At 45.9% G+C, this 12,057-nt stretch carries 12 protein-coding genes and 4 tRNA genes; 13 read left to right on the top strand and 3 right to left on the bottom strand.

What is annotated here, in order from left to right; translation table 11 throughout:
• Window positions 1-20 precede the first annotated feature (20 nt).
• The 6 genes from DRW07_RS06445 to ychF all read left to right on the top strand — a co-directional run bounded on the left by DRW07_RS06445 (window position 21) and on the right by ychF (window position 4,420).
• The gene (locus tag DRW07_RS06445; protein ID WP_124027077.1) at window positions 21-968 is read left to right on the top strand and encodes a ribose-phosphate pyrophosphokinase; all 948 of its coding nucleotides are present in this window, start codon (window positions 21-23) and stop codon (window positions 966-968) included.
• 30 nt (window positions 969-998) lie between these two features.
• Window positions 999-1,418, top strand: coding sequence for a hypothetical protein (locus tag DRW07_RS06440; protein ID WP_124027076.1), 420 nt, complete (start codon window positions 999-1,001; stop codon window positions 1,416-1,418).
• Window positions 1,419-1,432: 14 nt separating this feature from the next.
• A complete protein-coding gene (locus tag DRW07_RS06435; RefSeq protein WP_124027075.1) occupies window positions 1,433-1,945 on the top strand; it encodes an RNA methyltransferase in 513 nt (170 codons plus the stop codon).
• Between the two features lie 117 nt (window positions 1,946-2,062).
• Entirely contained in the window at window positions 2,063-2,698 is a 636-nt protein-coding gene (locus DRW07_RS06430; protein ID WP_124027074.1) for a 50S ribosomal protein L25/general stress protein Ctc, read from the top strand.
• 5 nt (window positions 2,699-2,703) lie between these two features.
• Window positions 2,704-3,303: an aminoacyl-tRNA hydrolase gene (gene pth, locus DRW07_RS06425; RefSeq protein WP_124027073.1), complete on the top strand. Its 600-nt coding sequence runs from the start codon at window positions 2,704-2,706 to the stop codon at window positions 3,301-3,303.
• Window positions 3,304-3,328: 25 nt separating this feature from the next.
• Window positions 3,329-4,420, top strand: coding sequence for a redox-regulated ATPase YchF (ychF, locus tag DRW07_RS06420; RefSeq protein WP_124027072.1), 1,092 nt, complete (start codon window positions 3,329-3,331; stop codon window positions 4,418-4,420).
• Window positions 4,421-4,454: 34 nt separating this feature from the next.
• On the opposite strand, the gene DRW07_RS06415 is transcribed toward ychF, so the two are convergent.
• Window positions 4,455-5,939: a sensor domain-containing diguanylate cyclase gene (locus DRW07_RS06415; protein ID WP_124027071.1), complete on the bottom strand. Its 1,485-nt coding sequence runs from the start codon at window positions 5,937-5,939 to the stop codon at window positions 4,455-4,457.
• A 142-nt stretch (window positions 5,940-6,081) separates the two neighbouring features.
• Between DRW07_RS06415 and DRW07_RS06410 the strand changes: the two genes are divergently transcribed.
• The 6 genes from DRW07_RS06410 to DRW07_RS06385 all read left to right on the top strand — a co-directional run bounded on the left by DRW07_RS06410 (window position 6,082) and on the right by DRW07_RS06385 (window position 8,964).
• Window positions 6,082-6,876: an AsmA family protein gene (locus DRW07_RS06410; protein ID WP_124027070.1), complete on the top strand. Its 795-nt coding sequence runs from the start codon at window positions 6,082-6,084 to the stop codon at window positions 6,874-6,876.
• Between the two features lie 159 nt (window positions 6,877-7,035).
• Window positions 7,036-7,112: transfer RNA gene (locus DRW07_RS06405), tRNA-Met, on the top strand.
• A 21-nt stretch (window positions 7,113-7,133) separates the two neighbouring features.
• Window positions 7,134-7,218, top strand: a tRNA-Leu gene (locus DRW07_RS06400).
• 4 nt (window positions 7,219-7,222) lie between these two features.
• A tRNA-Gln gene (locus DRW07_RS06395) sits at window positions 7,223-7,298 on the top strand.
• Window positions 7,299-7,346: 48 nt separating this feature from the next.
• Window positions 7,347-7,422: transfer RNA gene (locus tag DRW07_RS06390), tRNA-Gln, on the top strand.
• Between the two features lie 129 nt (window positions 7,423-7,551).
• Window positions 7,552-8,964 (top strand): alanine/glycine:cation symporter family protein, encoded by a 1,413-nt coding sequence (locus DRW07_RS06385; RefSeq protein WP_124027069.1) that lies wholly within the window; start codon window positions 7,552-7,554, stop codon window positions 8,962-8,964.
• Here the strand turns inward: DRW07_RS06385 and DRW07_RS18270 are convergent.
• Together DRW07_RS18270 and DRW07_RS06380 are read right to left on the bottom strand one after the other, a co-directional pair.
• Window positions 8,961-9,134: a hypothetical protein gene (locus DRW07_RS18270; protein WP_165870428.1), complete on the bottom strand. Its 174-nt coding sequence runs from the start codon at window positions 9,132-9,134 to the stop codon at window positions 8,961-8,963. The genes DRW07_RS06385 and DRW07_RS18270 overlap by 4 nt on opposite strands.
• Before the next feature lie 9 nt (window positions 9,135-9,143).
• Entirely contained in the window at window positions 9,144-10,325 is a 1,182-nt protein-coding gene (locus tag DRW07_RS06380; RefSeq protein ID WP_165870427.1) for an FAD-dependent monooxygenase, read from the bottom strand.
• A gap of 300 nt (window positions 10,326-10,625) precedes the next feature.
• Between DRW07_RS06380 and miaB the strand changes: the two genes are divergently transcribed.
• Window positions 10,626-12,056 carry a tRNA (N6-isopentenyl adenosine(37)-C2)-methylthiotransferase MiaB gene (miaB, locus tag DRW07_RS06375; RefSeq protein WP_124027067.1) on the top strand — a complete coding sequence of 477 codons (1,431 nt, stop codon included), beginning with the start codon at window positions 10,626-10,628 and terminating at the stop codon, window positions 12,054-12,056.
• The last annotated feature ends 1 nt before the right edge of the window (window position 12,057 follow it).

The raw sequence follows: 12,057 nt of genomic DNA, 5'->3' as shown, positions 1-12,057 counted from the left end.
TACGCACCGAGGAAACACTTGTGCCAGATATGAAACTTTTTGCAGGTAACGCAGTCCCCGAACTTGCACAGAAAGTCGCCGATCGTCTTTATACCAAATTAGGTAATGCCAGCGTTGGCCGTTTCAGTGACGGTGAAATAAGCGTAGAAATTCATGAAAACGTCCGAGGCTCGGACGTTTTTATTATCCAGTCTACCTGTGCGCCGACTAACGATAACCTAATGGAATTGATCGTGATGATTGACGCTCTGCGCCGTGCCTCTGCGGGGCGTATCACTGCGGTTATCCCCTATTTTGGCTATGCTCGCCAGGATCGCCGTGTCAGGTCTGCGCGCGTACCTATTACCGCGAAAGTTGTTGCAGATTTCTTGTCGAATGTCGGGGTAGACAGAGTATTGACCATAGACCTGCACGCCGAGCAAATACAAGGTTTCTTTGATGTGCCTGTAGACAATGCTTTTGGTACCCCTATTTTACTTGACGATATGTTTAAACGCGATTTTGCTGATCCTGTTGTTGTTTCACCAGATATCGGTGGCGTGGTAAGAGCACGCGCAACAGCAAAACTGCTTAATGATACTGATTTAGCAATTATCGACAAACGTCGCCCCAAGGCAAATGTTGCTCAGGTAATGAACATTATCGGTGATGTACAAGACAGAGACTGCATCATAGTAGACGACATGATAGACACAGGCGGCACGCTTGCAAAAGCAGCAGAAGCGCTGAAATCTCACGGAGCAAAACGCGTGTTCGCCTATGCGACACACGCTATATTTTCAGGCAATGCAGCAAAAAATCTACAAGAATCTGTGATTGACGAAATTATCGTAACTGACAGTATTCCGCTAGCGCCAGAAATGCGTAGTATCGGTAAAGTTAAACAGCTTACACTGTCAGAGATGCTTGCAGAAACCATTCGTCGTATTAGTAATGAAGAATCAATTTCGGCAATGTTTGATTATTAAACAACGCTTATTTTACAGGGAGTAGAACCGATGCGTTTTGTGTTAACCACACTGATTTGTATTGTTGCGTTGGCGGCATGCGAAGCTAAAAAAAAGGACGATAACGCTGAGCAAAGCGACGCTATGTCATCGATGCCACTGGCGGACACGGAAAAAGCCAGTGCTTCGTCGAGTGGGCAGGATAACGTGCAAGTAGCTACACAAACTCATATTGGCTTTATTGTATACAAATCGTTTGAAGGCGGGTTCTACGCCTTCGAAAACAATCAGGGCGCACGATTTACCCTTTTAGGACTTGAAAAACAATATCGCCGTGATGGATTAAACGTTCGCATTGAGGGTATACCACAGCCCAATGTTATGACGACCACACAGTTTGGCATACCTTTTAGGCTGTCTCATATCACAGTGCTAGAAGACAACAACGCTCAACATCAGTCAGAGAAATAATTGCAGGCGCTGATTTGTCAATTAATACTGTTTCCATTGGGTTAATTAACCCCAAATCAGCCACCAATGTGGGCGCTATTTTGCGGGCATGCGGTTGTTTTGGTGGGTCGTCAGTATTTTATACTGGGCAGAGATTTCGCTACGCAAAAGATTTTCATTCCGATACCAAAAATGCGCATTTGCATATTCCTCATATTGGCGTTGATGACCTGCTTAGTATGGCGCCCGCAGGTGCGAGCACCATTGCTATAGAGCTTGTAGAGGGAGCAACGCCGCTCCCAGCCTACTCTCATCCTGAAAATGCCTTTTACATTTTTGGCCCTGAAGACGGCAGCGTCTCGCAAACTGTTATTGATGATGTCGATGACGTGGTTTATATCCCTACGGCGAACAGCCTGAATTTAGCGGCTACCGTCAATGTAGTTTTGTATGACAGGCTCGCTAAAAGTCATTACATGCACAGCGACGACGCTATAAAACAGAGCCGCGACAACAATAATAACCTGCGCCGCACAAACAAAGATTGAGTTCCCCTTCCCTCAATGCTAGAATTCGCCGCCCTTTAAATTCGGGGCAATAAAAACAGGTAGGTTTTGGTCGCAAAAACCTACTGAAATTTTACTTTTTTACTTGGAGACATAACAATGTCTGATGCAATTTTCAATCTGGATGCAGCTGTGCGTACAGACTTGGGGAAAGGTGCGAGCCGCCGCCTACGTCACGCTGACAAAGTGCCTGCGATCCTTTACGGTGGTGAAGAAGCCCCCGTTTCTTTAACACTTGAACACAATAAAGTACTTCAAGCACAAGAATTCGAAGCGTTTTATTCTCACGTTCTTACCTTGAATATCGACGGAAAGCCTGTTGAAGCTTTACTTAAAGACGTACAACGCCACCCGTATAAGCCTAAAATCCTACACCTTGATTTCCAACGTGTTATTGCAGGTCAAGAAGTTCATACTCAAGTTCCTCTACACTTTGTGAATGAAAACAAGAATGAAGCAGTTAAGGCTGGCGGTGTGGCAGAGCACCACGTGAATGAAATTGAAATCACTTGTCTTCCTAAAGACTTGCCTGAGTTCATCGAAGTTGATGTTGCGGCAGTTGAAATGGACCAAACCGTTCACTTGTCAGACATTAAACTTCCAGCTGGTGTAGCATCTGTTGAATTGGCCAAAGGTGACGAAAATCACGACTTGGCTGTTGTGACCATCAAGCCATCTAGAGCTGCCTCTGCTGCAGACGACGAAGAAGGCGAAGAAGGCGCTTCTGAGGAATAATCAGATTGTCTGACGATTGTCCTGACATTCGTCTTATTGTGGGCCTGGGTAATCCAGGCTCAGAATATGCCGACACAAGACACAATGCGGGTGAGTGGTTCGTAAGAGAATTTGCCCGCACGCACCACACCTCCCTTACAAACGACGCTAAGTTTTATGGCTTTACCGGTCGGGTAACGCTACAAGGCAAAGATATCCGTCTGCTGATACCCACTACTTACATGAACAAAAGTGGTCAGGCAGTTGCAGCCCTAGCCAACTTTTATCGCATTGCACCTGAATCCATTCTGGTTGCTTTTGACGAACTGGATTTAGATCCGGGAATTGCAAAGTTTAAAATAGGCGGCAGTTCCAGCCAAAACGGTATCAGAGACATTGTTGCAAGGCTTGGCAATAACAAAGACTTTTTGCGCCTTAGATTAGGTATTGGTCATCCGGGACATAAAAGTCGCGTAACTGGTCATGTGCTCGGGAAACCGTCGTCACAAGACAAACTGGCCATAGAAGGTGTGATAGACGAAGCAATAAGGTGTACAGATATCTTATTGCAAGACGGGTTGAAACTGGCACAAAACCGGCTTCACTCCTATAAACCAACTGTTTAAATGATTCATACACAGGAACCAAATCATGGGTTTTAAATGTGGCATCGTCGGCTTACCTAACGTAGGTAAATCAACGCTTTTTAATGCATTAACCAAAGCGGGCATTGAGGCAGCAAATTTCCCGTTTTGTACTATCGAGCCAAATACCGGCGTGGTACCTGTGCCAGACACTCGCCTGGACAAACTTGCCGCTATCGTCAAACCTGAACGCGTGATCCCAACCACTATGGAATTTGTGGATATAGCGGGTCTTGTAGCGGGCGCCTCAAAAGGTGAAGGCTTGGGAAATAAATTCCTTGCCAATATTCGTGAAACAGACGCAATTGGTCATGTTGTTCGTTGTTTTGAAGACGAAAACATTGTGCACGTATCGGGTAAAGTGAGTCCATTGGACGATATTGAAGTGATTAACACTGAATTGGCTTTGGCTGATTTAGAAACCACTGAAAAAGCCCTTATACGCGTGGGCAAGCGAGCCAAAGGCGGCGATGCTGACGCCAAATTCGAACTGAAAGTACTAGAAAAAATTAAACCTCATTTGGATGAAGGCTTGCCTTTGCGTGCGCTTTCTTTGGAGAAAGAGGAGTTGGCAGCGATTTCTTACATGAATATGTTAACGATTAAGCCAACTATGTATATTGCCAACGTTAACGACGACGGTTTCGAAAACAACCCTCACCTTGACAAGGTAACAGCACTAGCCGCAGAGGAAAATGCCGTAGTCGTCGCTGTGTGCGCATCTATCGAATCTGATATTGCTGAGCTTGACGATGAAGACAGAGAAGAGTTTATGCAGGACATGGGCTTGGAAGAACCCGGGCTTAATCGTGTTATAAGGGCCGGTTACAATCTACTAACCCTTGAAACTTACTTTACTGCCGGTCCAAAAGAAGTCAGAGCCTGGACTTATCCTATTGGTTCTACCGCACCGCAGGCTGCTGGTAAGATTCATACTGATTTTGAAAAAGGATTCATCAGAGCAGAAATTGTCGGCTTTGACGACTATATTGAATTTAATGGCGAGTCAGGCGCAAAAGATGCGGGTAAGTGGCGATTAGAAGGCAAAGATTATATCGTCAAAGACGGCGACGTTATTCACTTCCGCTTCAACGTATAATGAAAAAAGCCGCTTTGTTTACCAAGCGGCTTTTTTACTTCTGATGAATATCAACGCCAACAAACTGGTTTCTGCCGTTGTCTTTGGCTTTGTATAACGCCGCATCAGCAGCCTGAAAAAGTGCCATCTTATCACTGCTACATGAGGAACGTTTTGTACTCGCTCCCATACTCACAGTGACAAAATCTGAAACTGGCGATACGGCGTGCGGAATAGACAGTTTGGCCACACTTTTCTGGATATTACGCATGACATGCTCTGCGCCTTGCCGATCAGTATCTGGAAGAATGCAGGCGAACTCCTCCCCCCCAATCCTGGCTACAATATCGCATTCTCGCACAAGATTTTCTGCGATTGCTGTTGCCACACTAATTAGGCACTGATCGCCTGCCGCATGCCCGTAGTGATCATTGAACAGTTTAAAATGGTCTACATCAACGATGATCAGTGTAAGCGGTTTACTTTTGCTATTGGCGTCTTTCAGACCAACATAAAACGCATCATCATAACACCGCCTATTGGCAATCTTGGTTAACGGGTCTAAATGAGATAGCTCTGCTAACTTCTTATTTAATTCACTGATCGTCTCTGCTTTTTGTCGCATTTGTGTGTTTATAGCACCTATGATCATGGCAGTACTGCAGGCCATAAACAAAAACAAATGCATATAGAAAATGGAATAGGTCATCTCGTCGAAAATATAAGTAAAAGGACCAACACCTAATGCGGTAAAAAATGCAGACGTTAAAAAGACAAACATTATCCAAAGAGACAATACAAAATGGCTAAAGCGCAATGCCACCCATACTGCCAAAGGAAACAAGGTAAAGATTAAACCAAGGTTAAACTTGCTGTTATGCTGATGCCCAAACACTTCAGCCATCACCAGTATTGTCACCAGTGATAAAATGATAAGTTCGGCAGATCGCAAACGACTCCAAGATGAGGTTTTCCCAGCGTTTTGAAGCCTGACAAGAAGATAATAAAATGGCAAGGTACAGGCAAAGTTAGTCACGATATTACCTACGAGCCAAATAAGGTTTTTTTCACCTATCGTGAAACTGCCCGCGGCGGCACTGTCTACGGCCAAGGCCAAGGCGCTGCATATAATTGCATTAAGCACACAGATTAGCGCGATAAACGAAAAACTTTCTTCTAATGTCTGAAAGTTGACATTGGTAGGGTAGATGCGTTTAAACAAGTCTACCGCAACAATAATACCCGCTAGATTGGCTAGCAGGTATCCCAATTGTTCCAAAGGGTAGCCCATTCCAGTCTGGTTCAGCCCAGTTATGTAGCCTGCGGCAACACCCACTGCCAATGGCCCCCAATAACGGCGGGGAAACGCCATAAAAAACGCACAGGCAGCACTGCTTGCAGGCCACACTATGGCAGTTACTCCCACCATAAAGAATGACCAGCTGACGTTCATCATAAAAAAGAAACAAATTGCCACCGATAATGACAAGATAAGGCTAAGTGTCAGCGACCAAGACTGGTTGGCAACATACGTCCGCATTCTGTGCCAGCATAAAATTCTAAACTTCACTTAAATGTAGCTACTACCCTTGAACAAAAGCAAGTTAGGTGTTGCCAGTTATTGCTTAGCTTAAATACCTCGTCTATCCTGACGACAATCAACAGCAACTCAGGGATAAGCGATGAAAAAAGTATTAATTGCAATTGTGGTATTCGTAGCCTTATTGATTGGAGGCATTGTCTTTTTGCTCGGCAGCGCTGGAGATTTGATTAAGCAACAGGTAGAAACTCAGGGGACTCGGTATCTCGGCACATCGGTCACATTAGCTAGCGCAGAGTTAGCCATAACCGAAGGTAAATTGACCCTTAGCGACTTTAATGTAGCCAATCCTAGTGGTTTTAGCGAACAAAGTGCATTTTCTTTTTCATCAGTTGCTGTTGATATTGGCCAGGTTTCAGAGGAGCCCTACACGGTTCAAACAATCAGTGTGAATGCGCCAGAAGTGCTTTATGAAGTTGACGCAAAAGGAAAAGGAAAAGGAAATTTACTCGTATTAAAAGACAATATTCAGCAAGTTTTACCCAAACGTTCAGCACCCGCTAAGCCAAGCGCGGGCCCAAATCCTTTGGTTATTGTCGATGATGTACAGATAACAAAAGTAAAATTAAAACTGAACTTTGAACAGTTGGACACAGGCGAATTTAACCTGCCTGTTGATCAAAGGACTTACGACATCACACTCCCCACGTTTAGCGCCGGAGCCATTGGTCAACCTAACGGATTACCCGCCGATCAGGTTGGTGCCGCTATTGTAGAAAAAATGCTCGACAACATCATTGCACAGGCGAAAAATGAGGCAGAGAAACGACTCAAGGATGCTGCCAAAGCAAAAGCGAAAGAAAAATTAGATGAGAAAAAGCAGGAATTAGAAGAGAAAGCTAAAAGCAAGCTTAAAGACCTGCTTGGCAGCGAGTGATTAAGGGCGAGGATATCAAAACTGGTTACAACCTCGCCCACTTGGTCAGATTATAATCGTTTGATCATCCCATTATAGATTTAACTAAAAAAGGGGTTGACGATGCCTAATCTGATACGCATAATACGCGCCACTCCGAGACAGGAGTAACCCTTTGGAGGCTACGTAGCTCAGCTGGTTAGAGCACATCACTCATAATGATGGGGTCGCAGGTTCGAGTCCCGCCGTAGCCACCAAGCATCAGAAATGATGACCATGCGGAAGTGGTGGAATTGGTAGACACGCTGGATTTAGGTTCCAGTGCTTCACGGCGTGAGAGTTCAAGTCTCTCCTTCCGCACCACTACTGGGGTATAGCCAAGTTGGTAAGGCAGCGGGTTTTGATCCCGCGATTCGTTGGTTCGAGTCCAGCTACCCCAGCCATTTTTCTTGTTGTGTTGCAATCTACATAGTTAGTCGCGACCTGACACTTGGGGTATAGCCAAGTTGGTAAGGCAGCGGGTTTTGATCCCGCGATTCGTTGGTTCGAGTCCAGCTACCCCAGCCATATTGAAAACGCCGATAGTTCACGCTACCGGCGTTTTTTGCTTTACACCTCTCAAAAATTCAATACTATTAAATACTTACGCAGAAACTTAGCTTGATGCTGAACCTCGATACAATAGGATTAAATAACATGTCAGAAATCGTCTCATTTGTTAACAACATCCTCTGGGGTCAGGGGCAAGTACTCATCTACATGCTATTGGGTTGCGGCCTTTGGTTTACCTGGCGATTGAGAGCCATTCAGCTGCGTCATTTTGGACACATGTTCAGCTTGCTCAAGGGCAGTACCAAAAGTGATAAACAAGGGATCAGCTCATTTCAGGCCTTGTGTACCAGTTTGTCAGCGCGTGTCGGTACAGGTAATTTAGCGGGTGTAGCATTAGCCATTTCATTAGGTGGACCAGGGGCCATTTTTTGGATGTGGGTTATTGCCCTACTCGGCATGGCCACTGGGTTCGCCGAAAGTGTGCTGGGCCAGCTCTACAAAGTAAAAGACGAAAACGGTGAGTACCGTGGGGGCCCGGCATACTATATAAAGCAAGGGCTTAACAAAACTTGGCTGGCCATTGCCTTTTCACTTTGCTTATTTTTTGGATACGGGTTTGTGTTTAGTGCTGTGCAAGCGAATACCATTACCGATGCGCTAAATAATGCGTATGATATTCCGGTTCTACACAGTGGATTAGTGATTATATTCGTCGCTGGCCTAATTGTGATTGGAGGTTTGCGCGCCATTGCCAGATTTTCTGAATGGGTGGTCCCCTTTATGGGAATTGCTTATGTCATAGTGGCACTCTTTATCACCTTTTCCAATATTGCGCTTTTACCTGGCGTCCTCTCAGATATTGTTCTGTCAGCATTTGGTTTGCAGGAAGCCGCTGCTGGCGCCTTTGCCGCGGCGTTGAAGGCAGGAATTCAACGGGGTTTATACTCCAACGAAGCGGGCTCTGGTAGTGTGCCCCACGCAGCAGCCAGTGCCTCGCCCTATCCTAATCACCCAGTATCACAAGGGTATGTACAAATGCTAGGGGTATTTCTTGACACTATGGTCCTGTGCACCTGTACTGCCTTCATTATTTTACTAGCCGGCGATTTTGCAGGCGACCAGGCTGAAGGTATTCGTCTGACACAAACGGCTATGAGCGCACATTTAGGTTCAGGCGGTATTGATTTTGTTGCAGCAGCCATTTGCTTCTTCGCCTTTACCTCTGTTGTAGCAAATTATGCCTATGGTGAAAGCAACCTGCATTTGTTTAGACTGGACAATAAACTAGGCCGCGCGCTTTATACTGCGGGTTACCTGGGCATGATCCTGTGGGGCAGTATGGCCGCGTTACCCCAAGTATGGGCCATGGCCGACATGGCATTGGGGCTAATGACATTCATTAATGTCATCGCCATTGTGTGGATGACCCCCACAATCGTCAATATCAGTAAAGATTACTTTGCTAAAAGAGATAAGGGAGAGCTGCCTGAATACACAACTGGAGATTGTGACATTCAGGGAAGTTCAGAAACCGGCATTTGGGACAACAAAGACTAAAATGCCATTTGAATGAATTGCACAATAATCAGAATAAACACCAAGGGCCATATCCATTTGGTCCACTTGGCCATGTCTTCGCTCTTCATGCGAAAAGACGACTTTTCAAGCAAGGTGACTGTGACTGCTAATGTAACAAACAACACGCCCAGAATAATGAGCAAGGTCATTACTACTCCTTAAAAATCTAATAATCCAGCAGCGCGTTTAAGTGCTGCCGTCTTCAAAGGCCCACTCCTGTGCGCCGCAAATAAACCAAGCTGCCTGAGTAACCTAACCGGCTCAGCAGGTACTTTAAACACATTGTAAACAGCGTCTAAGGTCAGCATCATAGTGGTGTTTTCTCTTCGGCGTTTTTGGGCAAATGCGGTTTTCAATTTATCGACAAACACCGCTGCATAAGGGGAATGAGGATTGTATTCGCCCATTACTTTAGCCAGACATTTTGCATCGCCAAAGCCCATATTAACACCCTGGCCTGCCAAAGGATTAACCAAATGGGCCGCATCGCCTACCAATAGCGTGTTACCAGACATGTAAGTTCGAGCATGCATCCTAGTAAGAGGAAATTGAGCAAACGACACTACCCGATCGATTGCTGGTAATCGCGCAGGGAAATTGGCTGTAATCTCTTTGACCAAATGGTTTTCATTTAACGCGGAAATCGCCTTAAGCCGGTGCGCGTCGTCGTACCAAATCAAAGCGGCAAATTTATCATGCATAGGCAATAATGCCCGAGGCCCTGTGGGATGAAACTGCTGCCAGGTTTCGCTGCCACTGTCTTCTGTCAGCTCAACAATAATTCCCATGGCTTGCTGCGTATATTGCCACCCGGATGTAAGAATACCAGCTTGGTGGCGAACCACAGATCGTCCTCCGTCTGCACCAATCAGCCAGTTAGCCTCAATGGTGTCTCCATTTTGCAAAGCTACTCTGATCGGGGCCGTTCCTTCACAGGACACTACCTGACAGTCAGCAACTCTATGCACATTAGAATAGTGACTCAACGCTTGCTCACAGGCCAGTTGCACAAGGCGATTCTCAACAAAATACCCAAGATAGTCCGAGCCCATTTCCCTGGCGTAAAACGAGGCTGGTGAAGCATCCCCCTCCCACACTGTTAATGTATCGTATTGTTTACATCGCATAGCTGTAACGTACGACCAGGCATCTAACCCCATTAGGAAGTCAATTGACCCCTTTGACAAGGCGGACATTCTCACATCTGGCTCAGACACAGGGTTAAAAGGTTTGACGGAGGGACCACTTACCCAAGCTACCTGATGTCCCAAGGCTGCAACAGCGAGCGCCATCGCAGACCCCACCATGCCTCCTCCTACTACACAAAAATCGTATTTCAACCGGCTTGTGCTCCTTACAAATTCACTGTCAGTTTACCTATTTACTCTGTGATTCTCATCCCGATTTTTAACGCATTTCACAGGCTGGCTAAACCCTTCAAAAAAGCGTAAAATATCGGGCTGTTTTTTAAGCTTATGGCCATTGTCATTAACTACGCGCCCATTATTGGAAAGGTTTACAGCTACTACGCCGTAAACCCGGCCCTAAGGGCTCTGCCTTGGCATTCCAGCCTCGGAAGGGTGGCAAGCGAAATTCAGCAACAATGGTATTTTTAATTAAAAGGTTTCGACAAACACCGTATGGGTAAAAAGCTGTATATCAAAACCTGGGGTTGCCAAATGAACGAGTACGACTCGGAAAAAATGGCTGACCTTCTGGATGCAACACAAGGGTTTACGCTAGCCGAAGAGGCTGAGCAAGCGGATGTCATTTTACTTAACACTTGCTCTATTCGTGAGAAAGCGCAGGAAAAAGTATTTCATCAGCTGGGCCGTTGGAAAAACCTTAAACAAAACAAGCCTGACCTTATCATTGGCGTGGGCGGTTGTGTTGCCTCTCAGGAAGGTGACAATATTCGTAAACGTGCGCCTTACGTGGATTTGGTATTTGGGCCGCAGACCCTGCATCGATTGCCGGATATGATTGAGAAAGTCAACAGGGGCGAAAAAGCCGTGGTTGATGTCAGCTTCCCTGAAATCGAAAAATTTGACCGTTTGCCCGAACCCCGCGCTGATGGGCCGACGGCCTTTGTGTCCATTATGGAAGGTTGCTCCAAATATTGCAGTTTCTGTGTTGTCCCTTACACACGTGGCGAAGAAGTAAGTCGTCCCGTTGATGACGTGCTGTTTGAAATTGCTCAACTAGCAGAGCAAGGCGTGCGTGAAGTTAACCTCCTTGGGCAAAACGTTAATGCATTTCGCGGCGAGCATTACGACGGCAGCATCTGCCGCTTTGCGGAATTGCTTGAGCTGGTAGCCAGTATAGACGGTATTGATCGCATTCGTTACACCACATCACACCCTGTTGAATTTACTGAGGACATTATTGCCGCTTATGAGACGATTCCAGAGTTAGTCGACCATTTGCATTTACCTGTGCAAAGCGGCTCTGATCGCATTCTTAACTTGATGAAGCGCGGTCATACTGCACTTGAATACAAGTCTAAAATCCGCAAACTGAAAAAAATCCGCCCTAATATCAGTATGTCTTCAGACTTTATCATTGGTTTCCCAGGAGAAACTGATGCTGATTTCGAAGCTACAATGGATCTCATCCAGGCCATGGATTTTGATATCAGTTTTAGCTTCATTTACAGCGCTCGACCCGGAACACCGGCCGCTGACGCGGTTGACGATGTCAGCGAAGACACCAAGAAGCAGCGTCTTTATCTACTGCAGCAACGCATTACTCAACAAGCTGTACGCATTGCACGTAACATGCTCAACACAGAGCAACGTATTTTGGTTGAAGGGCCATCTAAAAAGAACCCTATGGAGCTAACCGGTCGCACGGAGAATAATCGGGCGGTTAATTTTGAAGGCACGCCGGATATGATTGGTGAGTTTGTCGATGTCAAGATCACAGACGTATGGACTAACTCCCTTCGCGGTGAAGTAATAAGACGCGAAAAGGACATGGGATTACGTGTGGCAGTATCACCACAAAGCATTCTTGCTAAGCAAAACGCATCACAACCCGACGAGTTGGGTGTGCAACATTTTACTCAATAAC

It is taken from the genome of Paralteromonas sediminis (assembly GCF_003820355.1).
Taxonomy (GTDB): domain Bacteria; phylum Pseudomonadota; class Gammaproteobacteria; order Enterobacterales; family Alteromonadaceae; genus Alteromonas_F; species Alteromonas_F sediminis.
Note: the sequence above shows the minus strand (reverse complement) of the source record. Positions and strands in the feature narration are given on the sequence as shown.